A 26,493-nucleotide genomic window follows, 5' to 3' on the forward strand; every position below is an offset into this window, starting at 1 on the left:
TCTCACCGGGGCCCTCCGGGCGCTTCCCTTCGTTCTTGCGTTTCCGACTCTATCAGACACTTTCATGTCCGATTCCCGGTCGAAGCGGGTCAAGCAGTTTTCGCTTTCCAGTTCTTCGCTTTCGCGTTTCCCTTTCCGGCGAACCCGACTCTATCAGGGAATTCCTTTCCCTCTGACCCGGCCCCCGCAGGCATGCGGAAGCCCGATCCGGGCAGGTGCTGATGGAGAGTCTCCGCCGACCCCGGGACTCGAAGTCGCGGTGGGGCCAGGCAGATCTACGACAGTACAGCCTCGCCGGGAGACGAGGCAAATCGCTCCCGCGCGCTACTACGTCAGCCAAACGGGATATCTCGGGCGGAACTATGACATGACATGACTTACTCTGCTGAGGAGCACGCCGTCCCGCGACAGTACCCCGGGGTGGCGATCGAGCCGGTACGCCCCAGCTCCACCTCCCGGAGGCACCATGACCTGCGTTTCGTCCCCCCTCAGCGGACAGGCCATCGGACTGGCCGCGGTCCCCGACCCGGTCTTCTCCGGCGAGATGGTGGGGCCCGGCACTGCCATCGACCCCGTCAGAGAGCCCGGCGAGGCGGTCTCGCCGGTCGACGGCGTCGTGGTCTCCCTGCATCCGCACGCGTTCGTGGTGGTGGACCGCGAGGGGCACGGCGTACTGACGCACCTGGGCATCGACACCGTCCAGCTCAACGGGGAGGGGTTCGAGCTCCTCATCAACAAGGGGGACACCGTCACACGGGGGCAAGCTGTCGTGCGGTGGAACCCGGTCGACGTCGAAGCGGCGGGGAAGTCCCCTATCTGCCCCGTGGTGGCCCTGGAGGCCACGGCCGATTCTCTCTCGGACGTCCGGAAGTCCGGCGGGGTGGAAGCGGGCGGCACCCTCTTCGACTGGCAGTAACCCTGCTTGTCCTCGACGGGGCTGACGAGCATGACGTGCCAGTCGGACGTACACCGCGGGGGTTCCACCGCCGCACAACCGGAGACGGGTGACATGGAGACAACGCTGAGAGGTGTCGGCGTGAGCCACGGGGTGGCCATCGGCGAAGTCCGGCACATGGGGACGGCGGTCCTGGAACCGCCGGTCAGGCAGGTCCCTCCGGAGGAGGCGGAACGGGAGAAGGGGCGCGCCCGCCAGGCCGTGGACGCCGTCGCGGCGGACCTGATCGCGCGCGGCAATCTCGCCGGCGGCGAGGCGCAGGGGGTGCTGGAAGCCCAGGCCATGATGGCGCAGGACCCGGAACTGATGGCCGACGTGGAGCGGCGCATCGCCGAGGGGAGTACGGCGGAGCGTGGCCTCTACGACGCCTTCGCCGCCTACCGCGCACTGCTGGCCAACGCCGGGGAGTACCTCGCGGGGCGGGTCGCCGACCTCGACGACGTACGCAACCGGATCGTGGCGCGGTTGCTCGGGGTGCCGATGCCCGGGGTGCCGGACAGCGACCATCCGTACGTGCTCATCGCGCGCGATCTGGCTCCGGCCGACACCGCGCTGCTCGACCCGGCACTGGTGCTCGGCTTCGTCACCGAGGAGGGCGGCCCGACCAGCCACAGCGCGATCCTGGCGCGGGCGCTCGGCGTGCCGGCCGTGGTCGCGTTGCCCGGGGCGGGCGAGCTGGCCGAGGGCGTGACGGTGGCGGTCGACGGCGGCACCGGCGAGGTCTTCGTCGAACCCGGCGCGGAGAAGCAGGCCGCCCTGGAGAGAGCGGAGGCGGAGCGCCGGGCGGCGCTGGCCGCCTCCAGCGGGCCGGGCGCCACGTCGGACGGGCACAGGGTGCCGCTGCTGGCCAACATCGGCGGTCCGGGCGACGTGCCGGCGGCCGTGGAGGCGGGCGCGGAGGGCATCGGGCTCTTCCGCACGGAGTTCCTCTTCCTGGACGACAGTGAGCGGGCGCCGTCCGAGGAGAAGCAGATCGCGGCGTACCGCGCCGTGCTGGAGGCTTTCCCGGAGGGCCGGGTCGTCGTCCGGGTGCTCGATGCCGGAGCGGACAAGCCACTGGAGTTCCTCACTCCCGCCGACGAGCCGAACCCGGCCCTCGGCGTGCGGGGGCTGCGCACCCTGCTGGACCATCCCGACGTCCTGCGCACCCAGCTGACGGCGCTGTCCAAGGCATCCGAGGGGCAGTCGGCCCAGCTGGAGGTCATGGCGCCGATGGTCGCCGACCGCATCGACGCGAAGCACTTCGCCGACGCCTGCCGCGAGGCGGGGCTGCGGGCGAAGGTCGGGGCGATGGTGGAGATCCCGTCCGCCGCGCTGCGGGCCCGCTCGGTGCTCCAGGAGGTGGAGTTCCTCTCGCTGGGCACCAACGACCTGGCGCAGTACACCTTCGCCGCCGACCGGCAGGTGGGCGCAGTGTCGCGGTTGCAGGACCCGTGGCAGCCGGCGCTCCTGGACCTGGTGGCCCTGTCGGCGGAGGGGGCGCGCGCCGAAGGAAGGAGCTGCGGGGTCTGCGGTGAGGCTGCTGCCGATCCGCTGCTCGCGTGTGTGCTGACCGGACTCGGTGTCACTTCGCTGTCGATGGGAGCGGCGTCGCTCCCTTACGTACGGGCGACGCTCGCGCGGTACACGCTGGCGCAGTGCGAGCGTGCCGCCGCCGCGGCGCGGGCCGCGGACTCCGCGGAGGACGCGCGGAGCGCGGTCCGGGCGGTGCTGGAGGGCGCGTAAGTGTGCTCGCGGGCGGGTGTGGGGCAGGGACACGCGACGGCGCGAGGGGCTTCCCGCCGCGGTGGCGGGGAGCCCCTGCGCGTGGGGCCCGTCAGTGGCGGGGCCCGTCAGTGGCGGGGCCCGTCAGTGGCGGGGCCCGTCAGTGGTGGGGTCGGGGCTCCTCCGCTCCGATGTCGAATCCCGCGCGGTAGTCCACGCCCGGTTCGGGGCCGACCGGTTCGCCGGTCCCCGCGTCGGTGCAGTAGGCGGAGAAAACCTCACCGGCCGTCAGCGGGAGGAGGCTGCCGCGGTCGAGCCGCCAGCCGTGGACGCGGTCGGGCGCTTCGGGGGTGGTGGTGCGCAGAACGACTCCCCCGGGTGCCTCCAGTGCGATCCCCACCGCGAGCACGGTCGCCAGCTCGGTCCCTTCGGCGGGTGAGAGGACGGGCGGCCGCCGGCCGTCCTGCCGGGTGTGGAGGACGGCGAGGAGCCGGTCGTCGGTGGAGCGGATGGAACAGACGAGATGGTGGGTGCCCGCTCCGGCGGCTTCCAGCAGCCGGAGCAACAGGTGCGAGGCCCGGTCGAACGCGGCCCCGCCGATGTCCTGGCCGCACTCCGCGCACGCGCCGAGCTCCGCCAGGAGCACGGTGGCGTACTCCCAGGTCGCGCGACGCACGACGCGCGAGACGAGGAGCGGGAGAAGCCGGTCGAGCGGCTGCCCCGTGTAGGGGACGGTGGCGCCGGCGGCCGCGATCTCGGCCGTGAAGCGGGTGCGGGCGTCGGCGCTGTCGGGATCGAGCCGGTGTTCCGCGCAGAACGCGCCGAACTCCGCCGGGTCGAAGAGCGCGAGGCTGGTGTGGAGCCCCTCGGCCTCGAACCCTTTGAGGAGGCCTTCCACCTCGCGGAGGTAGGAGGCGTGGTCGTCGAACGGAAAGGTGCGGTAGGTGCGCATCGCGGCGAAGTCCTGCGGGTCGACCAGGACGCCGACCGTGCCGGGTACTTCGCGGCGCAGGGCGCGGCGGCCGGCCCGGGGCCGCCGGTTCGCCGGGTCTCCGGTGCGCCGGGTGCGGCGGGTGCTGTCGGTCGGGCGGTCCTCGCGGTCGCTACGTCCGGTGCGGTTCATGAGTGCTGCTCCCCCTGGGTACGGTCGAACTCTGCTCACTCAGCGTAACCAGGGGGTCTGACAACGGGCGGTCCGGTGACGCCCCGTATCGGCGGCGGGCGTCCGCGGGGCAGGTCGGCTCGTGTCAGGGGCGGCTGCGGGCCAGGTCGGCGTAGAAGCGGAGGAGGCCGATGTCGTCCACGGAGCCGGCGTTGACCGCCTTGTCCAGGGGGGTTCCCTGGAGGAGCCGCTTGACGGGGACCTCGATGCGCTTGCCGGTGAGGGTGTGCGGGATGCCGGGCACCTCGATGACCTCGTCGGGTACGTGGCGCGGGGAGAGGTTCTCGCGGAGCGTGTGCGCGATCGCGGTGCGCAGGTCCTCGTCGAGTACGGCGCCGTCGGCGAGGTGGACGAAGAGCGGCATCCAGTAGCCGCCGTCGGGTTGCTCGATGCCCACGACGAGGGATTCGCGGATCTGAGGCAGCCGCTCGACGGCCTCGTAGATGTCGGCGGAGCCCATCCGTACGCCTTGGCGGTTGAGGGTGGAGTCGGAGCGGCCGTGGATGATCACGGAGCCGCGCCCGGTGATCGTGATCCAGTCGCCGTGGCGCCAGACGCCGGGGTACGTGTCGAAGTAGCTGTCGTGGTAGCGGCTGCCGTCCGGGTCGTTCCAGAAGCGCAGCGGCATGGAGGGCATGGGGGCGGTGACGACGAGTTCGCCGACCTCCCCCAGGTGTGGCGCGCCGTCGGCGTCCCAGGACTGGAGGTCGGTACCGAGGCAGGGCGCCTGGAGTTCGCCGGTGTGGACGGGGAGGGTGGCGACGGCGCCCGCGAAGCAGCTGCAGATGTCGGTGCCGCCGCTGACGGAGGCGATCCACAGGTCTTCGGTGATCTCGTCGTGCAGCCAGCGGAACCCGTCGGGGGGCAGGGGCGAGCCGGTGGTGGCCACGCACTGCACGCGACTGAGGTCCAGGTCGAGCCCGGGGTGGGCACCGGCTTTGCGGCAGGCCATCACGTAGGCGGCGGAGGTGCCGAAGAAGGTCGCGCCGGTCAGTTCGGCGACGCGCCACTGGGCGTTGATGTCGGGGTGCCCCGGGCTGCCGTCGTACAGGACGACGGTGGTGCCGGTGAGAAGGCCGGAGACGAGGAAGTTCCACATCATCCAGCCGGTGGAGGTGTACCAGAAGAAGCGGTCCTCGGGGCCGAGGTCGCAGTGGAGTCCGAGCTGCTTGTAGTGCTCCAGCAGGATGCCGCCCTGGGACTGCACGATCGCCTTGGGCAGTCCCGTGGTGCCGGAGGAGTAGAGGACCCAGAGCGGATGGGCGAAGGGGACCTGTTCGAAGCGGGGTTCCGTGTCACCGCCGGTGAGGTCGGCCCACGCGAGGGTGCCTTCCGGGGCGGGGGTGCCGAGCAGCGGTACGTGGACGACGGCGCGCAGGGTGGGGAGTTCGCGGCGGAGCTCGGTGACGACGGCGGTCCGGTCGTGTTCCTTGCCGCCGTAGCGGTACCCGTCGACGGTGAACAGGACGACCGGTTCGACCTGCTGGAAGCGGTCGAGGACGCTGCGGGCGCCGAAGTCCGGGGCGCAGGAGGTCCAGACCCCGCCCACCGCGGCGGTGGCGAGGAAGGCGACGACCGCCTGCGGGATGTTCGGCAGGTAGCCGCTGACGCGGTCGCCGGGGGTGACGCCGAGAGTGCGCAGTTCCGCGGCGAGGGAGCCGACCTGGCGGCGGAGTTCGGACCAGCTCATCACTGCCTGGGCCTGTGTCTCGTCGACGTGGAAGAGGGCGGGGGCGTCGGCGCGCAGGGGGTCCTCGGCGGTGCGCAGGGCGTGTTCGGCGTAGTTGAGGGTGGCGCCGGGGAACCAGTCGGCGCCGGGCATGGAGCGGTTGGCGAGGACGGTCTCGTACGGGGTGGAGAACCGGATGTCGAACCATTCGGCGACGGCCGCCCAGAAGGTGTCGAGTTCCTCGACGGACCAGCGGTGCAGTGCCGGGTAGCCCCCTTCGGCGGGGGCTCCGTGGTGTTCGGCCGCCCAGTTCTGGAAGCGTGTGACGGCCGCGGCGGCGACGCGTCCGGGATCGGGCTGCCAGAGGGGTGTCTCGTCGGCTGCTGCGGTCATCGGGCGGCTCCTGGCTGACGGGTGCGCGGGGTGGGCGTCCGACGCTCACGGGCAGGGGGTGGTGCGCGTGAGCGGCCGCCCTTGAGGACGATGCCATGTGATCGTCCCCGGCACCAGGGTGGTGTCCGGCGGATCAAGGCCGGGAGTGGCGCGGCGTCCCGCGCGGTGCGTCGCAGGGCGCCGTGCCGGGCGTCGGGACCCCGGCCATGACCCGCCGGACACCACCTGGGGCTCGCTTTGGGTCGGCTCGCGGCGTCGCGGGACGGGCACGCGCGATCCTCCGGGCCGGGGCGTGTGTGTACTCCCGCCGGGGCCCGGGTGAACGGAAGTTGAACGAGACGCTCGCCCGATTCGACTGATGGCAAGGTGAGCGCCATGGACGGTCATGACCTGGTGCGCTCGGTGAAGTTGATGGGTTCGGTCGGTGGCCTGCGGACGGCCTGGAGGTCGTGGCGCGGGGACTCCTCGGCGCCGGGGCAGCGGGGTCCGGAACTGGCCAGGGTCCCCGGACCGCTGCTGGGCGCAGACCCCGGGCCGGGGGGCGGTGTGGTGCGGTTCGCCCGTTCGGAGCTGAGCATCCGGGTGGCGGCGGGCGGAGCGGTGTTCTGGGCCTGGGACGGGGCCGGGAGGCTTCCTTCCCATGGTCTGCCGGGTACGGAGCCGGCGCCCGATCCGCGGGCGCGGCTGGAGCCCGGCACGGACGGGGGCTGGCAGGTGGTGTCGGAGCGCCTGACGGTGTCGGTGTCGCGCGACGGGGCCGTGGAGCTGCGGACGCCGGGTGGAGTGCCGCTGCGGCGGGAGCTGCCGCCGCGCTGGTGGGAGGCCGCGGACGGTGGCCCCGTGCGGTGGGTGCAGCGGGCGGAGCTCCCCGCGGACGCACGGTTCTTCGGGCTCGGTGGTCCGCCGTCGGGCCCTCGGCTGCGGAGCGGTACGTACCCGCTGGGCGGGGCGGGTACGGGCGGTGCGGAGCGGCCCGGCCGGGGGCACGGGGCGGCCGGGAACCCGTCGGCACCGGTGATGCCGGTGCAGTTCGTGGTCTCGGACGCGGGGACGCACCTGGTGTTCTACGACAGCTCGGGGGCGGGTCGGATGACCATCCGTGAGGGTGAGGAGGGCGCGGGTTCGGGGCACGACCGGCCGGGCGGGAGCGAGGTCCGGGTGGACGGCGGGCCGTTGCGGTGCTGGGCGGTGGCGGGGACACCGGCCCGGGTGCTGCGTGGCTGGACGGCTCTCACGGGTGCGCCGGCGCTGCCGCCGCCCTGGGCGTTGGGGCCGCAGCTCGCCGTGGACGAGGGGGTGGGCGAGCGGGGGGTGCGGCGGATCGTGGCCGGGCACCGCGATCGGGGGCTGCCGCTGACCGCCCTTCATCTGGTGGGCGGTGAGGGGGTCGGCTCTTCGGAGCCGGCCGGTCTCGCCCGGCTCGCGGCGGAGTTGCGGGCCGATGGGGTGCGGCTGGTCGCGGCCGGGCCCCCGCGGCAGGAGCCGGCGGAGACCGCCGCTCGCGAGGAGCGGGCGGACGTGAGCGGCGTCGGAGATGCGCGGCGGGCCGTGGTCTGGCGTGATCCGGAGGAGTCGCCCTCGGTCCCTCGCCCACGGGAGCGGCCCTTCCAGCTCTCCTCGTCGCCGGTCCGGGCGGGTGCGCAGCGGTACGGCGGCGCGGTCGCCGGTGGTGCGGCGGACGGCTGGCCGGGACTGCGTGCGGTGCTGGCCACGGTGGTCGGGCTCGGTCTGTGCGGGGTGCCGTACGCGGGCCCGGACATGGGCGCTCTCGGGGACTCCGGCTCGTCCGAGCTGTATCTGCGAGGGCTCCAGCTGGGTGCGCGGCTGCCGCTGTTCCGCGTCCGGGCCGGGTCGGGCGCGGGCGGTGGTGGCGAGGGACGAGAGCCCGGCGAGGAGGTGCTGGGGCACGTCCGGGCGGCGTTGCTGGAGCGGGAGCGGCTGGGTCCGTACTTCGTGACGCTGGCGTACGTGGCGCGGCTGACCGGCGCGCCGTACGTACGGCCGGTCTGGTGGGACGCTCCCCGCGACCGGGGGCTGCGGGAGTGCGAGGACGCCTTCCTGCTGGGTGACGGGCTGCTGGTGGCGCCCGTGCTGGAGCCGGGCACGGTCCGGCGGACGGTACGGCTGCCGCACGGCCGCTGGTACGACACGGTGACGGGCCGCACGTACGAGGGGCCCGGACGGGTGGCGGTGGAGGCGCCGCTGTCGCGGATTCCGGTGCTGGCGCGGGCGGGGGTGGTGATTCCGGTGCGGGGCGAGGACGGCGGGACGGAACTGGAGGTCTGGGCGCCGCGCCCGGGGCGCCGTGGTGGCGGTGTGCTGGTGCGGAGCGCCGGCACGGGGCGGGGAAAGCCCGTGGTGGAACGTTTCCGTGCCCGGTGGGAGGACGGCCGGGTGGTGGTGGAGCGGGAAGGCCACCCCGGAGCGGTGCCGTACCCGGTCCGGGTGCGGGGCGTGTGACCGCAGGACATGGGACCGGTCGGCCGGCCTGCTGTGATGTCGGGCGGCCGGTGTCGGCGGCTCAGCGGTACCGGCCCGCGAACCAGGCGTGGGCGACCTCGGTGTGCAGGGGGAACGCCAGCTCCCCGGGCGTGCGCAGCACGTCGTATCCGGCGGTCTCGTCGGTCGGTACGGACGGCGGGAGCCGGCGGAGCGGACGGGCGGGGAGGAGGCCGAAGAGGAGCAGATGGCCGTCCGGGGAGCTGAGCGCGTCGGCGAGGCGTACCTGGCCCGCGGCGGCTTCCACACCGGTCTCCTCGCGGAGTTCGCGGACCACGGCGTGCCGCCAGTCCTCCCCGCGGTCGATGAAGCCGCCGGGGAGGGCGAGGCGGCCGGGGTGCGGCGGGATGGTCCGGGTGATGACGACCAGGCCCCCGCCCGCCTCGTCGGTGACGGGGAGCAGGGCGACCGCGACGGGGAGCGGGTTGCGGTAGGCGGTCGTACCGCAGGCGGCGCAGGAGCGGGGCCAGGCGTCGGCGTGGAGTACGGATGCGGCGTACGGGGCTCCGCAGGCGGCGCAGTGGGAGTCGGGTACGGGCGGCACGGTGGGCTCGGACACGGGCCGGACTGTATCGGACGGCGCTTCCCCCGGGGGGCCGGAACCTGATACCGATGTGCCCATGACAACCATGACCGCGTTCGGCACCGCACTCCGCGCCCTCTCCGTCGCCGCCTGCGCGCTGCTCGCCGCGACCGTGTCCACCCCGGCGGCGCAGGCACGGCCCGAACCGAAGGCGCCGGACGGGTTCGTCGCGCTGCGCTCCGTCGACCCGACCATCATCGAGGAGATCCGCTACGCCACCCCGCACACCTTCATGGGTGTCCCGGTGGACGGGTACCGGCAGCCGGTCTGCGTCCTGACCCGCCCCGCCGCCGAAGCCCTGCACCGGGCGCAGACCGCGCTGCTGCGTGAGGGCTACTCCCTGAAGGTGTACGACTGCTACCGCCCGCAGCGGGCGGTGGACCACTTCGTGCGCTGGGCCGAGGACCTCGACGACCAGGCGATGAAGGGCGAGTTCTACCCCCGGGTGGACAAGTCGCGGCTCTTCGAGGACGGCTACATCGCGGAGAAGTCAGGGCACAGCCGGGGCAGCACGGTCGATCTGACGCTGGTGAGACTGCCCGCGGCACCCACGAGGACATACCGGCCGGGCGAGCCGCTCTCCCCCTGCTACGGCCCCCGGGACGCGCGGTTCCCCGACGACTCGGTGGACATGGGAACGGGTTACGACTGCTTCGACACGCTGTCGCACACCGACGATCCGCGCGTCCAGGGCATCCAGCGGGCCAACCGGCAATTCCTCAAGACCACGCTCACCGGTCTGGGGTTCGTCAACCTGGCCGAGGAGTGGTGGCACTACACCTTCACCCCGGAACTCTTCCCGGCCACGTATTTCGATTTTCCGGTGGACCGGCGCTCGGTGGCGGGCCACTGAAAGCCGGGTTCGCCTCTCCGCCGGTCCGGCCTTTTCCCCCGGGGCCGTTTCCCGGCGCCGCGGGAGCCGTTACCTTGCCCCTATGACGCAGCAGACGTTCGATTCGTACGAGGAGTTCTGGCCCTACTACGTCGCGATGCACTCCAGGGCCGCGACCCGCTGGGTCCATCTGACCGGGACCCTGACCGGGCTGGCGATCACCGCGTACGGGCTGGCGCGCGGCCGGAAACGGTACGCGGCGGCGCTGCCGTTGATCGGTTACGGGACGGCCTGGCCGGCGCACTTCCTGATCGAGGGGAACAACCCGGCCACCTTCGGCCACCCCGCCTGGTCGCTGCGCGGGGACGCACAGATGATCCTGACGATGCTCGCCGGGCGGGACGCCGAGCTGGCGGAGACCGCGGCGAAGTGGTCCTCGGCGGATCGAGGTCGGGAAGGGCGGAGCGTGCGGCCATGATCCGCCGGACACCCCCTGGGTGTCTGGCGGAGAACGCGGAGCGCCCCGCCGCCGGGTGAGCGGCACGCGGGAGGGGCGCCTCAGGTGCCGGCCGGTTCCCGGAGCCGCCCGGTCCGGGCCAGCGCGTGTTCGACGAGTTCGACGAGGACGTCCCGGACCGAGGACCGGTCGCGGGCGTCGCAGAGCAGGACCGGGGTCTCGGGCCCGAGATCGAGGGCGGCCCGCACGATGCCGGTCGGGAAGGTCTCGGCGCCCTCGAAGCAGTTGACGGCCACGGCGAACGGGATCGCCCGGCGTTCGAAGTAATCCACGGCGGCGAAGCACTCCTCCAGACGGCGGGTGTCGGCGAGGACGACCGCGCCCAGGGAGCCCTGGGCCAGTTCGTCCCAGAGGAACCAGAAACGTTCCTGCCCGGGAGTGCCGAAGAGGTAGAGCACCAGCTCCTCGCGGAGGGTGATGCGCCCGAAGTCCATCGCCACGGTGGTGGTCCGCTTGGTCTCCACCCCTGACACGTCGTCGACGGGCCGCCCGGCCTCGGTGAGGTGCTCCTCGGTGCGCAGCGGTCTGATCTCGCTGACCGCGCTCACCAGCGTCGTCTTGCCCACGCCGAACCCGCCCGCCACCAGGATCTTCAGGGTGACGGGCGCGACGGCCCGCTTGCGGCGGCTAGAGCGCCCGAAGGCCATTGATCACCTCGCGCAGAAGGTTCACGTCCGGCAGCTCGGCCGGCGGAACGGGTCGGGTCACCTGCACCAGCTCCTCCTCGACGAGATCGGCCACCAACACCCGTACCACTCCCACGGGAAGGTCCAGGCCGGCGGCGAGTTCGGCGATCGACTGGGGCACGGCGCAGCAGAGTTCGACGATCTCCACGTGTTCCGGGGAGAGGGCGGCGTCCCTGTCCGGGTCGTCGGCGGCGGGTTCGGGGACGACGACCGCTATCAGGTCGAGCCGGAGGCGGACGGCGCCGCCGGTGCGTCCGCGGGTCATCGCGTACGGGCGCACGGCCGGCTCCGCGTCCGCGTCGAACCAGGGCAGGGGCCGGACGCCGGAGGCGGCGGCCGGCGATCCGGGGTCGGCGTCCCGGGCCGGGTCTGCGCTCATGCCATCCCCTCACCCTCCGGCGGAGGTACCGGACGTACGGGGTGCGTTGACCAGGTGGGCCCCCACGCGCTTGACCATGAGCGTCATCTCGTACGCCACCTGGCCGACGTCGGAGTCCGAATCGGCCAGCACGGCGAGACAGCTTCCGTCTCCGGCCGCGGTGACGAAGAGGAACGCCTCGTCGAGCTCCACGACCGTCTGGCGCACCTGGCCGGCGTCGAAGTGCCGGCCCACGCCCTTGGCCAGGCTGTGGAAGCCGGAGGCGACGGCGGCGAGGTGTTCGCCGTCCTCCCGGCTGAGGTCCCGGGAGGTGCCGGTGGCCAGCCCGTCCCGGGACAGGACCAGGGCCTGCCGGATGCTGGACACGCGGTCCACGAGTTCGTCGAGCAGCCAGTTGAGTTCGCCGGACCCCCTGCGTTCGGAGTCGTGTGCGGCAGCGTGCGGTGCGGTCATCGACCGTCCCCTCCCGGTGGTTTTCCTGGGTCCGAGTCGCCCGTGTCGGTCGGCTCGCCTGCGTTCTGCCGGCGCCCGCGCTGCCAGCCCCGCTGGAGCGAGGCCATGCGGTCGCGGACGTGTTCGGCCTCGCGCTGGATGTCGTCGCCTCCGGCCGCGGGGGCCTCCTGCTCCTGCTCGGTGCGGCCCTCCGCCTCCTCACGGAGCTGGGGTACGAGGCTCGCCTGGCGGATGCGCCTGGGCAGGCCGCCGACGGTGTCGATGACCCGCACGGTCACGGGCTCGGCGTCCTGCTGCGGGGGCGCGGCGGGCGGAGTCTGTGCCGTGCCCGGAGCCGGTGTCTGCGCCGGAATCGGAGCCCGGGGCGGGATCGGGGCTTGCGCCGGAATCGGGGCCCTGGGCGGAACGGGTGCCTGAGCGGGCACCGGGGCCGCGTCGGACGTCCGGGGGACCGAGCGGGTCGGGCCGCCGGACCGGGGGGCGCCGATGCGGCGGCCGTGCTCGGTGACGAGTGCCGGTGGCGTGCGGCGCGGCAGCGGCGCCGGTCCGTCGAAGCGCATCGGGCGTACCGGCGGCACCGGTCCCCCGTGCTCGTCCCCCGCCTGCTGGTGCTGCTCCTGTTCTTCACCCCGCCGCGCCGCACGGGCGCGGAAGAGGCCGCCGCGTTCGCTGTCGCTGTCCTCGAGATCGCCGAGACCGCCGAGGACGGGCGCGAGGGCCGGGTCGAGCGCCCGGTCGCGGTCGCGCTCGAAGGCGGCGCGCTCGCGCGGCCCCATCGGGGCCTCCAGTTCCACGGGACCGTCGATCGGGATGCCGCCGCCCGGTCCGGCCGGGAGCGGGGGCGCGGCGGCCGCCTTCTGCTCGGAGCGGGACCCCGGCAGGGCGCGCTCGGTCCTGCGGTCGAGCCGGAACCCGGTGCCCTGCGTCTCCGGCGCCTCGGTGAGCAGGTTGGCGGGGATGAAGACGACCGCGGTGGTGCCGCCGTATGGAGACTTCTGCAGCGAGACCCGCACCTTCTGGCGCTGGGCCAGCCGGCTGACGACGAAGAGGCCGAGCCGGTCGGTGTCGGAGAGTTCGAAGTCGGGGGTCTCGGCGAGCCGCAGGTTCGCGTCGAGCAGGATCTCGGGTGTCATACCGAGTCCGCGGTCGTGGATTTCGAGGGTGAAGCCGTTGGAGACGCGGTCCCCGTGCACCTGTACGCCGGTGTGGGGCGGGGAGAACGCGGTGGCGTTCTCCAGGAGTTCGGCGATCAGGTGGGTCAGGTCGGCGACCGCGGGTCCGCCGACGCCGATGCGCGGGAGTCTGCGGACCTCGATCCGCTCGTAGTCCTCGACCTCGGCGACGGCGGCGCGCACCACGTCCATCAGCTGGACCGGTTTGCGCCACTGGCGGGACGGTGCGGCACCGGAGAGGATCACCAGTCCCTCCGCGTGCCGGCGCATGCGGGTGGTGAGGTGGTCGAGGCGGAAGAGGTCGGCGAGTTCCTCGTCGCTCTCGGTACGCCGCTCCATCGCGTCCAGCAGGGTCAACTGGCGGTGCAGCAGCACCTGGTTGCGGCGGGCGAGGTTGACGAAGACCTCGGAGACACCGCGCCGCATGTCCGCCTGTTTGACGGCGGCTTCGACGGCGGCCCGCTGGAGGGTGTTGAGCGCCTGGCCGACCTGCCCGATCTCGTCGGGTTCGTAACTCAGGTGCGGGGCCTCGGTCTCCACGTCGATCTGCTCCCCCGCGGCGAGCCTGCGCATGACGCCGGGCAGGCGTACGCCCGACGCCTCGTGGGCCTCTTTGCGGAGCCGGGAGAGGTCACGGACCAGCTCGCGGCCGATCCGTACCGAGACGAATACCGAGACGAGCAGGGCCAGGAAGCCGAGGACCCCCGCGACGCCCGCGAGCACGAGCACCCGGTAGCCGGCGGGTTCGGCGCGGTCCTGGAAGCGGTTGGTCATTTCGGTGTAGTCGTTGGCCAGCCGGTCCAGCACGGGCGGCGCGGCCCGTTGCCAGCGGGCCGTGTCGATCCCGGCGCGGTCGCGTGCCTCGCCACCGGTGATGAGGGCTTTCTCGGCGGTGCGCAGGGGTTCGGTCTCGGGACTGGCCCAGAACCTCTCGACGCGCAGGCGTTCGTCGCCGGGGAGCATGTCCAGGTTGACCTGGTAGAGCAGTTCACGCTGGGCGACGAGGGCGGCCACCTGGCGCAGATCGGCATCGGTGAGACGGGAGGTGAGGAGTCCGGAGGCGACCAACGCGTCTTCGCGGGAGAGGAGTTCGCGGGCCCGGGAGATGCCGACGAGCGCGCGGACCTGCTTGTCCAGGGAGACGTGCTCCATGGTGCGCAGGCCGTTGAGGAAGCGGTAGGCGGGATCCACGAGGCGGTCGTAGAAGTCCATCGCGCGCAACCTGGTGATACCGCGGTTCTCCACGGACTGGCGGAGCGCGGGGAGGCCGTCGGCCGCGCTGACCACCGCGTCGAGACGGCCCTGGGCGTCACTGCCGAGTTCGCCGCGGATGTCGTCGCGGGCCGCGCCGTCCCTGATCTCGGCCACCGTACGGTCGGTGATGGCCTGCTGGCGGCGGAGCAGTGGCAGCGCGTCGGAGGCCCGGGGGTCGGCGAGGAAGACGAGTGTCTGACGGCGTTCGTCCTGGAGGGAGCGGACCGCCTGCTCCAGCGGATGACCGACTTTTTCGACGAGGGAGCCGGCGTCCATCATCTGGCTCGCCTGGCGCCCGGTCACATAGGTGGCGAACGCCCACAGCGCGGTGAGGGAGACGAGGGGCACGAGGAGCAGTGCCGCGATCTTCCTGCGGATGGACTTACCGCGAAAGCGCATGGCCTCCCCCAGCTCGACCCCCCGCACACGGAGGTGTGTCCGTCGGTTCCGCGTCTGCAAACGGCGCGAGCCTACTACCGACACTCTGACAACTCGAAGGATCGTCCGGGCGGTTTTCGGCCTTCCCGCACGGAGTTGACGCGAATCGCTCCCGCTTTTCCGGACACGGAACTCGGTATGCGGGAGAAACACACACGTCGGAGACCCGGAAATCAGCTACCGGACACTTGGCCGGAAACGTGTTTCGTGACCCCCGGCCGGGCGACTCGTTGCCAACTCGCGGGAATATCCCTACCCACGTATTCGTCCATGCGTACGGGGCAGGAGTCACGCCGGAGGCTGGTGCGGCAGGACCGCAGGGTTTGCCGTGCGGACGGCCCGGCCGATCCGCGTAGAGCGGCGGCAGGCCGGGCAGTCACCCTCAAGTCGGTCAGCGGTGGGGAGTTGAAGGTCCTTTGAGCACTAGGGAAGGCCGGGACGTCGGGTCGGTCGACGCCATGCCGGCAGGGGACGTGCGCGTGCCTCGGCAGTTGTGGGTGGAGGAGCCTGCGGATCGCAGGCGGATGCCCGATCCTGTGCGCACGGCGGCGGTGCGCGCCGTGATGATCGTGTCGCTGACGCTGATCCAGGCGATGGTGGCGTTCCTGTGCACGCTGGCGGGATCCTGGCTCGCCTTCCCGATGGCGCTCGGCGCGGTGGCCGGCACGGTCGGGGCGACCTGGTCGGTGCTGGACGTCTGGGTGACCCGCCAGGTGTGGAACCAGCGGCACGGTGTGGTGTCGGTGCCGAGCAGCACCGCGCGGCAGGTGCGACGCGAACGCCGACGGGCCCGCCGCGCGGAACGCCGGTCCCCGGGCGAGGGCGGCGCCGGCATAGAACGGCACGGGCACCGCGCGAGGGGGAGCAGGCTCACCTCGGTGTGAGGCCGGGACCGTCCGGTGCGACCGCCGGCGTAAGGACGTGCCGCGGGACCGGGCCGGGTCCCCTGCGGAGGACCGGCCCGGTCGCGCGGTCAGCCGCCGGCCTGCTCGGTGCTCCGCTTGAACATCCGGGTGGCCGTGATCTCCCCGTGCACGGTCTCCTCCTCGGGGTCCTGCTGGGGCAGTCCGGGGCGCAGGTGCTCCTCGACGCTGATGTACTTCAGCCCGGCGCGCAGGTCCGCGTCGTTGCGTAGCCTGATCACCAGGGGGAACTCGGCGAGTGCCGTCGTGTCGAACAGCCCGGTGGTGTAGAGGAGTTGGACGCCGAGCGCGTCCGACACCGCGCGCTGGAGCTCCAGCAGGTACGTGGCGTTGGCGCGACCGATGGGGTTGTCCAGGAAGAGGGTTCCGGCGTGCCGGTGCCGGTCGCGGCCCCGGTCGTTGCTCCGGAGCGCGGCCATGGTGCAGTACAGCGCGATGGCCGCGGTGAGCAGCTGGCCCCCGGAGAAGACGTCCCCCATCTGTCCCACGGGTACGCGTTCGGCACGGAGCACCGCGTCGGGCTTGAGGATCTCCACGGCGATGCCCTTGGGCCGGAGCGCCGCCTCGACCCCGCGCAGCAGCAGGGACATGCCGTCGCGGCGCAGGTCGGCGTTCTTCTTGAGGGCCGAGTGGGTCGCCTCGTCGATGACCTCTCCGAGACGCTCGCTCAGCGTGGCCTGGTCGGGTTCCTCGAAGCGGATGCGGAGGAACTCCTGCCCGGACCACTCCCCCAGTCCTTCGGGCAGCCGGGACAGCCGCTGTGCGGAACGCAGGGTGGCGAGGGACGACTCCACCAGGCCGCGCAGCCGGTCGACGATGGAGTCCCGGTTGCGTTCCAGCTGGGCGAGTTCGTCGGTGAGGACGCGGAGCCGGGGGGCGAAGGCGTCCGCCCACTTCTGGGCGTGCTCGGGCAGGGCGGAGGCCGGCAGTTCGCGGATCTGCTGGCGGGCGGGGGTGCGTACCTGCTCGTAGCGGGTGGAGTTGGCGTGCCGTACGAGGATGTCGCTCGCCTCCCTGACCGCGCTCTCCGCGGCGGAGAGGTCGGCGGCACAGCCGCGCAGGGAGCGGCGGGCCTCGGCGGCGGAGGTCCGGGCCTCGTCGAGGGTGCCGGAGTGGGGCTCGGGGGCCTCGCCGTCGTCCTCGGTGCCGTGGTCGCGCAGGAGGTCGCGCAGCAGGGCGGCGGTCTCCTCGAAGCCGCCCGCGGAGTCCTCGGCGGTCCGGTGGGCGTGCAGCAGCTCCGCGTGCGCGGCTCGTGCGGTGTCCAGGGCCGCGGTGGCGGCGGAGAGTTCGCCGGTCGCGGTGCGGAGCAGGGTCCGGGCCTCTTCGGCGTCGGCCGGGACGAGTTCCCCGGCCAGTTCGGTGTGGTGCGGTGACTCGTTCTCGGGAGCGAGGCGTTCGGCCTCGCCGCGCAGCCTGCCCAGCTGCTCGCTGGCGGTGGAGGCGCGGGTCTCCAGGAGCTGGACGAGCGATTCGGCGCGGGCCGCCGCCGCCTGCCGGGAGGGGCCGTCGGCGCCGTCGGTGCCTTCGAGGAGCTGTGCGGCGCGGGTGCGCACCTTGTTGCTGAGACGGTCGAGCTCGGAGAGCGCGGCGCTCTCGTCGCTCTCGGCCCGTGCCTGTTCGGCGCGGAGGTCGGCGCCGACGCCGACCTTCTCGTACAGCTGGGAGGCGGCTCGGTAGGCCTCGCGGAGGGTGGGCAGCGCCTGGCGGGCGGTGCGCTCGTCCGGCTCGGGCAGAATCTCCGGAGCGCCCGCGATCTCGGCGCGTTCGGCGCGCAGCGTACGGGCGGTGCGGCGGGCGTCGTCGGCGGCGCGCTGGGCGGCCCTGCGGTCCTCGTCGGCGGCGCGGGCGCGCTCCAGCAGGGTCTGGGCGCGGGCCTCCGATTCGGCTGCCTCCTCGACGAGTTCGCGGAGCCGGATCTGCCAGCCGGCGCGTTCGCGGAGCCGGTGGGCGAGGCCGGCCAGGGCGTCGGCGACGCGGCGGGCACGCTGGGCGGCCTCCTGGCGCTCCTCGCGGACCCGGGCGGTGTCGGCCGCCGCCTCGTCGGCCTCGGCCCGGACGGTACGGGCCTCGGCGAGAGCCTCCTCGGCGGTCTCGGCGGCCGTCCGCGCGGTGGCGGCGGCGGTGGCGAGTTCGGCGAGCATGCCGGGCGGGCAGTCGGCACGCCAGGCGCCGACGCGGGCGGCGAGGGCCCGGTCGGCCGCCAGCCGGGCGGCGAGGACGCGGATGTCCTCGTCCCGGTCGGCGGCCCGGGCGCGCAGAGCCCGGCGCTCCTCGTCGGCGGCGAGTTCGTCGTGCATGGCCGGGTTCGGCGGGACGAGGAACACGTCGTCACCGCCGGTACCACTGCCCGCGTCGGGGACGGGCGCGAGCAGGGCCGCGGCGGTGCCGACCGCGACGGTGGAACGGGGCAGCAGGGCCGCGCCGCCGAGGACCTCGCGGGCGCGGCTGTGGGCGCCGGGGTCGGTGATGACGACGCCGTCGACGAGTTCGGGGCGGGCGGCGAGGACGGCGGCATGGTCGGCGGGGTCGACGGCCTGGGCGAGGTAGCGCCAGCCGGGCAGGGCGGGAATGCCGTGCTCGCCGAGGTATTCGACGGTGGCCAGTACATCGGGGCCGGGCGGCAGCAGTCCGCCGTCGCCGAGTGCGCCGAGGATGCGGGAGTCGTCGGCGGCGGCCGTACGCAGGTCGAAGAGGCGGCGTTCGGCGGTCGCGACGCTCTGGTCGAGCAGCTCGCGCAGTTCGTCGGCGCTGCGGTCGAACTCCTCGGTCGTCAGGGAGCGGGTGGTGGTGCGGCGGTCGGCGAGGGCGACTTGACGGTCCGTGCCGCTCCCGGCGGACCCGCCGTCGGCGGAGGTGACGGCGCTGTCCGGCGCGGTGGCATGGGGTCCGTCGGGGCCGGTACCGCTGCGGGGCTGGGGCACGCCGGCGCCGGAGGGCAGGCCGAGGAGGTCGGCGAGACGGCCTTCGGAGGCGAGGGCGTCGGCGGCGGCGCGCTCGTCCTCGTAGGTCTGTTCGGCGGCCTTGGCGGCGTCGGCGGCGCGGGCGGCGGCGAGTTCGGCGCGGCTCTCGGCCGCGGCGGCTTCCCGGGCGTGGTCGGCCGTGGAGCGGGCGGCTTCGCGGGCGGTGTCCCAGGCGGCGACCGCGGCCTGTTCGGCGTCGCTCGCTGCGAGGGCGGCACGGGCCGGGTCGGCGTCGGGGGCCGTGTCGTCGAGCCAGCCCGCCCGGACGGCCTCGGCGGTCTCCTGTTCGACCTCGGCGAGGCGCTGACGCAGGTGGCCGGCCTCGCTGCGGGCGCGCTGGGCCTCGGTGGCAGCGGTGGTGGCGTCGCGGTGGGCGCGCTCGCCCTCGGCCTGGAGGGTGTCGGAGCGCTCCTCCTCCTCGTTGGCGACCCGTTCGCCGTCCTCGGCGGCCGTGTGCAGGGCGCGCACCAGGTCGGCGGCGGCGGTGGCGCGGGCGGCGAGCGCGGGCGCCGCGTCGCGTTCGGCCTCGCGGATGGCGACGGCGACGCGCGCCGAGCGGTCGGCGGCGGCGCGGTGGCGCAGCACGGCCTCGGCGGCCTGCCAGGCGGAGTGCAGGGTGCGGGCGTCGCCCAGTTCGCGGCGCTGGGCGGCGGCGGACTTCTCGGCGGCGGCCAGCGCGAGGGAGGCGTTGCGGTAGGCGAGTTCGGCCGCGACGAGGGCGCGGTGGCCCCGGGTGCGTTCGGCCTCGGTGACGGTGTGGGCCGCGGCGGTGACGTGCTGGGCCAGTTCGGCGGTACGGCCGCGTTCCTCGGCGGCGCGGGCGGAGAGGCGGCGCGCGAGGGTGCGGGTACGGCGCTCCGCGCCGGCGTGGACGTCCCGGCTGCGGGAGCGGGCGGCGGTGGCCTCGACGATCCGGCCGAGGAGGTCGGCGGAGCCGGCGGTGAAGTCGCGTTCGGCGGTGAGTTCGGCACGGCGGCCGAGCTTGTTCCCGAAGCCGCTGACGAGGTCGGCGAGGCCGTCGGTGTCACGGGTGTCGGTGACGGCCCGCAGCAGCAGGTCGGTGAAGTCGGAGTCCTTCTTGACCGCGAAGAGTCCTGCGGCCTCGCCCTCGTCGGCGTTCATCTCTCGCTGGTAGCGGAAGAGTTCGGGGTCGAGTCCGAGGTCGCCGAGGTGTTCGTTCCACCGGTCGTGGATCTCTTCCCAGTGGACGTCGAGGTGCTGGTAGAACTTCCCGGCGTCCGTCAGTGCGTCGCGGAAACCCTTCATGGTGCGGCGCCGCCCCCGGGCGCCGGAGGCGCCTTCGGCGGGGCGGCCGACGGCGGTGGCCTCGGCCACGGGGAGGTTGTCGAGGCTGAGCCCCGGTCCGGGGCGGAAGGAGTACCACGCCTCGGCGAACCGGCGCGGGTCGTTGGAGACCTGGTGGCCGCGCCATTCACTGACCTTGCCGACGACGACGCACTCGCCGGTGAGGGTGTGCTGCCACTCCAGGGCGACGTGCCCGCAGTCGTCGGCGAGCAGGAACTTGCGGAGCACACCGGAGCTGGCACCGCCGAGGGTGTTGCGGTGGCCGGGCAGCATCACCGAGAAGATCAGCTTCAGCAGGACGGACTTGCCGCCGCCGTTCTCCAGGAAGAGGACACCGGCGGGTGCGGGCCGGCGCGGTGGTCCGACCGGTTCGTCCTCGAAGAACTCGGCCTGCGCCGGAGCGGGTTCGGGTACGGGCGCTCCGACGCCGCGCAGATCGAGAACGGTGTCGGCGTAGCGCGCACCGGCCGGTCCGATGGAGTAGAGGCGGACCCGGGACAACTCGTACATGGCGGCGGACTCTCGTCGTTCGTGAAGCGGAACGGGCAGAACAGGCGGAACGGGCGGAACGCGGTGGTGGGGCGTCAGCCGTGGAAGGGCAGGCCGGCGTCGGCCGCGAGATCCAGGTCGTCGGTGTCGCGCGGGGGCAGCAGGGTCGCGCTGCCGTCGCTGACGGGGACGACCCCGAGCTCCAGCAGTTCGGCCATGGCGGCGCTGCCCGCCATGTCGCGTACCTGGAGCTGGTAGCGCGCGGTGGTGCGGTAGGCGCCGCCCGCATCGTCGCCGGTGCGCTGGAGGAAGCCGGAGTCGGTGAGGAAGGCGACAGCCTTGCCGATGATGCCGGTGGTCGATCCGGCGAGGCGGCGGGCGTCCTTGGTGGCGCCGGTCGCGCTGCGGCGGGCGTAGACCCGCCAGCCGGCTTCAAGTCCCGGGGCGTCGCTCGTGGGGTCGGTGTTCTCGCCCTGCTCGGCGGCCCGCTCCTCCAGCCGCAGGCACGCCTGGCGGACGAACGCGTCGACGCCGTTGACGGTGATGCGGCCGATGTACGCGTCGTCGGCGAGGTCCTCGGGCCGGGGGAACGCCATGGTGGCGACGGCGAGGTGGGCGAGGCCATGCAGGAACCGGTCGGCCGCGTCGGAGGAGGCGCGGCGGGCGTAGTCGCCCATCCGTACGGCGAAGACCGAGTCCTCGTCGGCGGTGACGGCCATGCCGGCGCGGGTGGAGACCTCCAGGACGACCAGGCCGAGGCCGGTGGCGACGGCGTCCGCGAGCCGTCCGAACGCGGGCTCCTCGCGGTAGCGGCGCAGCAGGTCGGCGTACTCGGCGTCCCGCGCGGGCACCAGTTTGGGCTGGAGTCCGAAGGAGACCAGGCGTGCGGCGTCGGCGGCGTCGGCCGGGGTGACGGACGCCGGTCCCGTGGCGGGAGCGGGCTCCACGGCGGGGGTGACGGCGGGTTCGTCCCACGCGTCGGTGTGCTCGGCGCGGTGGTCGCTCACTGCTGGGGCTCCTCGGTGCGGAATTGCGCGAGTACGGCCACGGCCACGGGGGTGCGGGCCGGGCGGCGGGGCGTCGGGGCGCTCATGACGCCTCCTTGCGGTCGGCGGCCATGCCGGCCGCGTCGAGCAGGGCGGTGCCGACGACCAGGTCGGCGCCGCCGAACTCGGGGTCCTTCAGCTCGGTGCCGTCGTCCACGGCGAACAGCAGGCGCCGCTCCCCCTGGCGGTAGGCGGTGCCGACCGGCGGGCTCGCCGCGTGCACCGCCAGCAGGGCCACCAGGTACGGCAGTTCCAGGTCCCCGGTGGCCCGGGCCTCCGCCAGCAGTCCGGAGAGCCGGCGGGGGGCGTCGTACTCCAGGTCGAGCAGCGACATCGCGGCGGCGAGCTGGTCCTCGCTGAACCGGCTGTCGTCGGGGGTGGCGATCAGATCCGGCTCGGGCATCTCGACGCCCAGGTGTTCGCGCTCCACGGGCGGGGCGAGCAGCAGGTCCACCAGGTCGCCGACCCGTACGGAGGTGGGGGTGCGCAGTCCGGTGCCCCGGGCGAAGAACGCGTCGGTGGCCCGGATGGACTCTTCCACGGGGAGCGGCAGGAGCGGGGCGAGGAGCTGCCCGTAGAGGTCGAGCCCGGTGCGCGGGGCCGGGGCGGCGAAGGCCTGCCGGTCCTGTTCGGCGCGGAAGAGGGGGCCGGCTTCGAGGAGCCGGGACTGCAGCTGGGTGTGGCGGCGGATGCAGTCCTTGACGATGTCGACGAGTTCGGCGGCGCGGCGCTTGTTCTCGGGCTCCTCGGCCTCGTCACGCGCCTTGCGGATGTTGGTGAGGATCGCGTTCTCGTGGCGGTAGCGGTCGGCGACGTGGTCGAGGGCCTCGGCGATCATGTCGGGGACGGCGTTGAGCCAGTCGACGGCACGGACGTTGCGGCGGGTCGCCTCCAGCGTGCGGCGGAGCGTCTCGGCGTACTGCACGGTGCGGTAGCGGGCCTGTTCGGCGGCGAGCTGCGCGTCGGCGAGGCGGCCCCGGCTGACCAGCACCTCCAGCTTGACCTCGGCGGCGATCTGCGCGCTGGTGACGTCGGTGTCCAGCGCGCCCACGAGGACGTTGACGGCCTCGTCGGTCGCCCGGAGGAAGACGGTGCCGCCGGGGCCGGGGACCTCCTCGACGAGCTTGAAGTCGTAGTCCCTGCGGACGTACACGCCGTCGGGTCCGAAGGTGCCGTAGACCGCGCGGAAACCACGGTCGACGCTGCCGACGTTGATGAGGTTCTCCAGCACCCAGCGGGCGACCCGCTCGTGCTCGGCGGCGGGACGGTGGGGGGCCTGGGCGTGGACCCGGGACAGCAGCCTGGTCACTATCTGTTCGTGGTCGGCGCCGGTGTCGAAGTCCATGTGGAGGGTGACCGCGTCGATCGCGGCGAGGGCGACCTCGGCCATGGAGTAGACGGTGTACTCACCGGCGAGGTTCGCCTTGCGCGCGTCGAGATCGTGCAGCGGCGCGGTGCAGGCGAGCGCGCGGAGCCGCCGGGCGAGCCCCTCGTCGGCGGCCGGGCCCGGTGCGGGCCGCGGGCCCGCGCTGAGCTGGGGCGCGGCGTTGTCCGTATCGGCAGGCGAAGTCACGCAGGACAGATTAGGTCCTCACCCCGACAACGGTCGAAACGGCGCAGATCCGACCGCCCCGCCCGGGGGCTGTCAGGGCTCGGACGAGGGCGTCACCGGGCATCCGCCGACGAGGGCCGGCGGTCGGCTCCCGGCTGCCGTCGACGGCCCGGCAGGTGTCTCCGGGCGGCGACGGGAGCTGGTCGCGCGGGGCGTCCGCGGCCCGGCTCATCACCCACGCACGGTGAGCACGCGAGCGCCGGGCGCCGGGCGCCGGGCGCCGGGTCGCCCGCGCTACCGGTCGGCCGGGTCTGCCGGATCCTGAGCCCGTTCACGCCGCCACCGCCGTGCGGTCGCGCAGCACCTCGTCGTAGTGGTGCAGCAGCAGGTCGCCGACGGCTTCCCGGGTACGGCCCCGCACCGCGGCGTGCCCGGCCCGGCCGTACGCGGCGGCGCGGCCGGGGTCGGCGGTCAGCGCCCGGACCGCGTCGCGGACGGCCGCGGCGTCGTGCGGGGGGACCTGCAGTCCGGTGCGGCCGCGGTCGACCAGGTCGAGCGGTCCCCCGCCGCGGGTGCGACGACCGGCAGCCCGGACGCCATCGCCTCCTGGACGGTCTGGCAGAAGGTCTCGTACGGGCCGGTGTGGACGAACAGGTCCAACGAGGCATGGATGCGGGCGAGTTCGTCGCCGGTGCGGCGGCCGAGGAAGACGGCTCCGGGGAGGGCTCCGCGCAGCGAGGCGCCGCTGGGGCCGTCGCCGTCGACGACCTTGACGCCGGGGATGCCGCAGGCTCCGGCGAGGAGTTCGACGTCCCGTGGCCGTTGTCACACGTGTACGGGGCACCTGGTGCCCCCGCCCCGCACGCGCACCGCGCGGCGGCCCGGCCCGCCGCGCACCCCGGGGTGTCGCCGTCCCCGGGGCGTCAGGGCGATGTTCTCGCCGGGGCGCCGGTCAGACTCCGGTCGCCTCGGGCTCGATGCGGCTGCGCACGGCGGTCTGCACCTCGGCCTCCTCGGCGGGGTCGGCGGCGAGCCGACGCAGCCGCTCGGCGACGCGGACGTCCCCGGTCGCCGCGTGCCGCGCGGCGATCTCGCGGGTGGTCTCCTCGCAGTCCCACAGGCATTCGACGGCGAATCCGGTCGCGAAGGACGGATCGGTGGCGGCGAGCGCGCGGGCGGCGCGGCCCCGCAGGTGCGAGGAGGGGGTCTCCCGGTAGACGTGGCGCAGGACGGGGGCGGCGCAGGCGATGCCGAGGCGGCCCGCTCCGTCGACCAGCGGCCCCAGCCGCAGGGGGTCGGGCCGGCCCGCGCGCACGGCCTCGCGCAGGGCGCCGAGGACGAGGGGGGCGTCGGCCGGTCCGCCCCGGCGGGCGAGGGTTCCTGCGGCCGAGACCCCGAGGGCGTCGGGCCGGTGCGCCCAGCGGCGGGCCCGGACGACGGCGGCTTCGCCGGGCATCCGCTCGAAGGCGGCGACGGCGGCCGCGGCGACCGTGCGCGAGGGATCGGCGGCCGCGGCGTCGATCAGGTCGAGCACTGCGGGGTCCTCGGCTTCGGCGAGGTAGTGCAGGGCGGCGCAGCGGGCGCCCTCGGGTCCGCTGCGGGCCGCTTCCACGATCTCGGGGCGGTCCTCGGTGCCGGCGACGGCGGCGAGGCAGCGGGCGGCGGGCACGTGCAGTGCCTTGCCGCGCTCCAGGGCCTGCTGGGCCCAGTCCAGGACGGCCTGGACGCTCCATCCGGGGCGGGGGCCGCCGGGTGACATCTGGCGTTGCCAGCGGTCGAAGGAGCCGCGCTCGGTGGCGGTCCGGATGCGGGCGCCGACGGCGGCACGCGGGTCGTCGGCCCACAGCCGCCACGGGCGCGGTTCGAAGGCGTCGCGTACGGCGGCGGCGAGCTCGGCGGCGCCCTCCGGGGTGTCGGCGAACCGGGCGAGGACGGGCAGCGCGAGGGAGCGCAGCCCGGCGTCGTCGTCGCGCAGGGCCAGCTCGTCGAGCGCCCACGCCCAGTTGGCGCCGGTGGCGGCGTACCGCCGCAGCAGTGGGAGGGCGTCGCCGCGTCCGTACGAGGCGAGGTGACCGAGGACGGCGAGGGCAAGGCCCGTGCGCGAGTCGTCGGTGTCGAGGTGGTCCTCGGGATCGGCGAGGTGACGCTCGATCTCCTCCAGACCGCCGTCGAGGTCGATGTAGAGCCGGGCGTAGTAGAGGGAGCGGTTCTCGACCTGCCAGTCGTGGCGGGGGTCGCCCAGAACACAGTGGTTGAGTGCCGCGAGCGCCTCGGTACGGGGTGCGGCGAGCGCGTGGAGCGTGCCGTCGCCGCGGCCCCTCTGCAGCAGGCCGAGCAGGGTGCCGCTCGGCGCTATGAATGGATCGAACATGGAGAAAGCCTCACATCAAGCTGTCGACGCAACCGGGACTGTGCAGTACTGGGCCTCACGTGCGGATCGTGCGGGACTCGCACGATCCGAACGGGAGGCCCCCAGGGCCCGTATACGGGTTGGCCCGCGGCGTCGCGGGGCAACCCGGTACAGGCCCTGGGCGGCGTCCGGCGGATCCTGGCCGGGGTCGCGGCGTTCGCCGCGCTCTTCCCCGGCTTGATCCGCCGGACGCCACCTAGTGCCGGAGCACTATGCCGCGCAGCGACATGATCGGCCGACCGCCGTCTTCTGCCTGGTGCCGAGCATCTTCCTCTGCCTCTCGTCGGTGGTCCGGAGCGGACCCGCGACGTCATGATGACCCAGCCATTTCGCCACCGCGACCACATTTCCGACGGACCGGTCGTCGTGGGCCGCGCCGCCCGGGCGGGCGGCGGTGTCAGCGCGCACCGAACAGTTCCAGCAGGTCGGCCTTGCCGAACATGCGCGCGGTCTCCACCGCGGAGGGCGTCCCTCCGGCCGGATCGGCGCCGGCGGCGAGCAGCGCGCCGATGACGTCGGACTCGCCCTTGAAGACGGCTCCGGCGAGCGGGGTCTGGCCCCGGTCGTTGGCGCGGTCGGGGTCGGCGCCCCGGGCCACGAGGGCGGTGACGGCGGGCGCGTGGCCGTGGTAGGCGGCGAGCATCAGCAGGGAGTCGCCCCGGTCGTTGGTGAGGTTGGCGGGCACTCCCGCGTCGACGTGGGCGGCGAGGGCGTCCGTCTCGCCGCGGCGGGCCAGGTCGAAGACCTTCGTGGCCAGTTCGACCACCTCGGGGTCGGGGGTTTCGCTCATCGGACGGACCGCCTTCCTTGACCGCTGTCGTTGCCGTAGTCGTCGCCGCCGCCCTCCCGGGGCGTCCGGCGCCGGGGGCCGTGCGGGTAAACCGACAGGGTACTGCCCCGCAACGGCCGGGGTCGGGGACGTCTGGAGGGACCGGTCCGGGGTGCGGGCAGCGGCCGCGGCCCGGCCCGGCCAGGACGCCCAGCCGCGGTTCCGGTGCGGTTTTCCTCACATTCCTCGCAGCGCGGACGCGGTTTCGGCGCACCCGGCATACGGCCGCGTGGCCACCTTTCCTGGACTGGTCGGGTGAAAACATCACCTTTTCACTCCAATG

The 26,493-nt window shown here is 74.0% G+C and carries 18 protein-coding genes and 1 pseudogene; 6 read left to right on the forward strand and 13 right to left on the reverse strand.

Annotation, left to right across the window (positions count from 1 at the left end):
- Nucleotides 1–466 precede the first annotated feature (466 nt).
- Together ACFYPN_RS13625 and ptsP are read left to right on the forward strand one after the other, a co-directional pair.
- On the forward strand, nucleotides 467–916 hold the full coding sequence (locus ACFYPN_RS13625) for a PTS glucose transporter subunit IIA (RefSeq protein ID WP_389298233.1): 450 nt from the start codon (nucleotides 467–469) through the stop codon (nucleotides 914–916).
- Nucleotides 917–1,009: 93 nt separating this feature from the next.
- Complete coding sequence (gene ptsP, locus ACFYPN_RS13630) at nucleotides 1,010–2,680, forward strand: phosphoenolpyruvate--protein phosphotransferase (protein WP_389298234.1); 1,671 nt, start codon at nucleotides 1,010–1,012, stop codon at nucleotides 2,678–2,680.
- Between the two features lie 139 nt (nucleotides 2,681–2,819).
- Here ptsP and ACFYPN_RS13635 read toward each other — a convergent pair whose 3' ends face one another.
- Both ACFYPN_RS13635 and ACFYPN_RS13640 read right to left on the reverse strand, forming a co-directional pair.
- Nucleotides 2,820–3,782, reverse strand: a complete 963-nt coding sequence (locus ACFYPN_RS13635; protein ID WP_389298236.1) for a hypothetical protein — start codon at nucleotides 3,780–3,782, stop codon at nucleotides 2,820–2,822.
- A 124-nt stretch (nucleotides 3,783–3,906) separates the two neighbouring features.
- Nucleotides 3,907–5,883, reverse strand: coding sequence for an acetoacetate--CoA ligase (locus tag ACFYPN_RS13640; protein WP_389298238.1), 1,977 nt, complete (start codon nucleotides 5,881–5,883; stop codon nucleotides 3,907–3,909).
- Nucleotides 5,884–6,258: 375 nt separating this feature from the next.
- On the opposite strand from ACFYPN_RS13640, the gene ACFYPN_RS13645 reads away from it, so the two are divergent.
- Entirely contained in the window at nucleotides 6,259–8,343 is a 2,085-nt protein-coding gene (locus tag ACFYPN_RS13645) for a TIM-barrel domain-containing protein (RefSeq protein ID WP_389298240.1), read from the forward strand.
- A gap of 61 nt (nucleotides 8,344–8,404) precedes the next feature.
- Here the strand turns inward: ACFYPN_RS13645 and ACFYPN_RS13650 are convergent, their stop codons facing one another.
- Complete coding sequence (locus ACFYPN_RS13650) at nucleotides 8,405–9,004, reverse strand: NUDIX domain-containing protein (RefSeq protein ID WP_389298241.1); 600 nt, start codon at nucleotides 9,002–9,004, stop codon at nucleotides 8,405–8,407.
- 7 nt (nucleotides 9,005–9,011) lie between these two features.
- On the opposite strand from ACFYPN_RS13650, the gene ACFYPN_RS13655 reads away from it, so the two are divergent.
- Nucleotides 9,012–9,818 (forward strand): M15 family metallopeptidase, encoded by an 807-nt coding sequence (locus tag ACFYPN_RS13655; protein WP_358765702.1) that lies wholly within the window; start codon nucleotides 9,012–9,014, stop codon nucleotides 9,816–9,818.
- Between the two features lie 82 nt (nucleotides 9,819–9,900).
- Entirely contained in the window at nucleotides 9,901–10,275 is a 375-nt protein-coding gene (locus tag ACFYPN_RS13660; RefSeq protein ID WP_358765687.1) for a DUF962 domain-containing protein, read from the forward strand.
- An 80-nt stretch (nucleotides 10,276–10,355) separates the two neighbouring features.
- Here ACFYPN_RS13660 and ACFYPN_RS13665 read toward each other — a convergent pair whose 3' ends face one another.
- Genes ACFYPN_RS13665 through ACFYPN_RS13680 form a run of 4 tightly spaced genes read right to left on the reverse strand, consistent with a single transcriptional unit; the run spans nucleotide 10,356 to nucleotide 14,657 of the window.
- On the reverse strand, nucleotides 10,356–10,961 hold the full coding sequence (locus ACFYPN_RS13665; RefSeq protein WP_358765685.1) for an ATP/GTP-binding protein: 606 nt from the start codon (nucleotides 10,959–10,961) through the stop codon (nucleotides 10,356–10,358).
- Nucleotides 10,942–11,379, reverse strand: coding sequence for a DUF742 domain-containing protein (locus ACFYPN_RS13670; protein ID WP_358765683.1), 438 nt, complete (start codon nucleotides 11,377–11,379; stop codon nucleotides 10,942–10,944). The genes ACFYPN_RS13665 and ACFYPN_RS13670 overlap by 20 nt, the downstream gene beginning before the upstream one ends.
- A gap of 9 nt (nucleotides 11,380–11,388) precedes the next feature.
- Nucleotides 11,389–11,832: a roadblock/LC7 domain-containing protein gene (locus ACFYPN_RS13675; RefSeq protein WP_358765681.1), complete on the reverse strand. Its 444-nt coding sequence runs from the start codon at nucleotides 11,830–11,832 to the stop codon at nucleotides 11,389–11,391.
- A complete protein-coding gene (locus tag ACFYPN_RS13680; protein ID WP_358765680.1) occupies nucleotides 11,829–14,657 on the reverse strand; it encodes a nitrate- and nitrite sensing domain-containing protein in 2,829 nt (942 codons plus the stop codon). Before ACFYPN_RS13680 ends, ACFYPN_RS13675 begins: the two co-directional genes overlap by 4 nt.
- A gap of 497 nt (nucleotides 14,658–15,154) precedes the next feature.
- On the opposite strand from ACFYPN_RS13680, the gene ACFYPN_RS13685 reads away from it, so the two are divergent.
- The gene (locus ACFYPN_RS13685) at nucleotides 15,155–15,580 is read left to right on the forward strand and encodes a hypothetical protein (protein ID WP_358765700.1); all 426 of its coding nucleotides are present in this window, start codon (nucleotides 15,155–15,157) and stop codon (nucleotides 15,578–15,580) included.
- Between the two features lie 89 nt (nucleotides 15,581–15,669).
- Here ACFYPN_RS13685 and ACFYPN_RS13690 read toward each other — a convergent pair whose 3' ends face one another.
- The 6 genes and pseudogenes from ACFYPN_RS13690 to ACFYPN_RS13715 form a co-directional block, all read right to left on the reverse strand.
- On the reverse strand, nucleotides 15,670–20,394 hold the full coding sequence (locus ACFYPN_RS13690; protein ID WP_389298244.1) for a hypothetical protein: 4,725 nt from the start codon (nucleotides 20,392–20,394) through the stop codon (nucleotides 15,670–15,672).
- Between the two features lie 74 nt (nucleotides 20,395–20,468).
- On the reverse strand, nucleotides 20,469–21,380 hold the full coding sequence (locus ACFYPN_RS13695; protein WP_358760892.1) for a hypothetical protein: 912 nt from the start codon (nucleotides 21,378–21,380) through the stop codon (nucleotides 20,469–20,471).
- A gap of 82 nt (nucleotides 21,381–21,462) precedes the next feature.
- Nucleotides 21,463–22,992: a hypothetical protein gene (locus tag ACFYPN_RS13700; protein ID WP_358760893.1), complete on the reverse strand. Its 1,530-nt coding sequence runs from the start codon at nucleotides 22,990–22,992 to the stop codon at nucleotides 21,463–21,465.
- Between the two features lie 310 nt (nucleotides 22,993–23,302).
- Nucleotides 23,303–23,787, reverse strand: a pseudogene (locus ACFYPN_RS13705) (glycosyltransferase); the annotation flags it as partial.
- Nucleotides 23,788–23,923: 136 nt separating this feature from the next.
- Nucleotides 23,924–25,342 carry a HEAT repeat domain-containing protein gene (locus ACFYPN_RS13710; protein ID WP_358760894.1) on the reverse strand — a complete coding sequence of 473 codons (1,419 nt, stop codon included), beginning with the start codon at nucleotides 25,340–25,342 and terminating at the stop codon, nucleotides 23,924–23,926.
- A 436-nt stretch (nucleotides 25,343–25,778) separates the two neighbouring features.
- On the reverse strand, nucleotides 25,779–26,171 hold the full coding sequence (locus ACFYPN_RS13715) for an ankyrin repeat domain-containing protein (RefSeq protein ID WP_358760895.1): 393 nt from the start codon (nucleotides 26,169–26,171) through the stop codon (nucleotides 25,779–25,781).
- Nucleotides 26,172–26,493: the final 322 nt, after the last annotated feature.

Origin of the sequence: Streptomyces sp. NPDC005576 (assembly GCF_042871745.1) — a bacterium.
Classification (GTDB): Bacteria; Actinomycetota; Actinomycetes; order Streptomycetales; family Streptomycetaceae; genus Streptomyces.

Coding starts and splice junctions, on each gene's coding strand:
- ACFYPN_RS13670 (WP_358765683.1), bottom strand. CDS start 11,379: ATGAGCGCAGACCCGGCCCGGGACGCCGACCCCGGATCGCCGGCCGCC.
- ACFYPN_RS13715 (WP_358760895.1), bottom strand. CDS start 26,171: ATGAGCGAAACCCCCGACCCCGAGGTGGTCGAACTGGCCACGAAGGTC.
- ACFYPN_RS13685 (WP_358765700.1), top strand. CDS start 15,155: ATGCCGGCAGGGGACGTGCGCGTGCCTCGGCAGTTGTGGGTGGAGGAG.
- ACFYPN_RS13640 (WP_389298238.1), bottom strand. CDS start 5,883: ATGACCGCAGCAGCCGACGAGACACCCCTCTGGCAGCCCGATCCCGGA.
- ACFYPN_RS13655 (WP_358765702.1), top strand. CDS start 9,012: ATGACCGCGTTCGGCACCGCACTCCGCGCCCTCTCCGTCGCCGCCTGC.
- ACFYPN_RS13690 (WP_389298244.1), bottom strand. CDS start 20,394: ATGTACGAGTTGTCCCGGGTCCGCCTCTACTCCATCGGACCGGCCGGT.
- ptsP (WP_389298234.1), top strand. CDS start 1,010: ATGGAGACAACGCTGAGAGGTGTCGGCGTGAGCCACGGGGTGGCCATC.
- ACFYPN_RS13645 (WP_389298240.1), top strand. CDS start 6,259: ATGGACGGTCATGACCTGGTGCGCTCGGTGAAGTTGATGGGTTCGGTC.
- ACFYPN_RS13660 (WP_358765687.1), top strand. CDS start 9,901: ATGACGCAGCAGACGTTCGATTCGTACGAGGAGTTCTGGCCCTACTAC.
- ACFYPN_RS13665 (WP_358765685.1), bottom strand. CDS start 10,961: ATGGCCTTCGGGCGCTCTAGCCGCCGCAAGCGGGCCGTCGCGCCCGTC.
- ACFYPN_RS13680 (WP_358765680.1), bottom strand. CDS start 14,657: ATGCGCTTTCGCGGTAAGTCCATCCGCAGGAAGATCGCGGCACTGCTC.
- ACFYPN_RS13625 (WP_389298233.1), top strand. CDS start 467: ATGACCTGCGTTTCGTCCCCCCTCAGCGGACAGGCCATCGGACTGGCC.
- ACFYPN_RS13635 (WP_389298236.1), bottom strand. CDS start 3,782: ATGAACCGCACCGGACGTAGCGACCGCGAGGACCGCCCGACCGACAGC.
- ACFYPN_RS13710 (WP_358760894.1), bottom strand. CDS start 25,342: ATGTTCGATCCATTCATAGCGCCGAGCGGCACCCTGCTCGGCCTGCTG.
- ACFYPN_RS13650 (WP_389298241.1), bottom strand. CDS start 9,004: ATGGGCACATCGGTATCAGGTTCCGGCCCCCCGGGGGAAGCGCCGTCC.
- ACFYPN_RS13675 (WP_358765681.1), bottom strand. CDS start 11,832: ATGACCGCACCGCACGCTGCCGCACACGACTCCGAACGCAGGGGGTCC.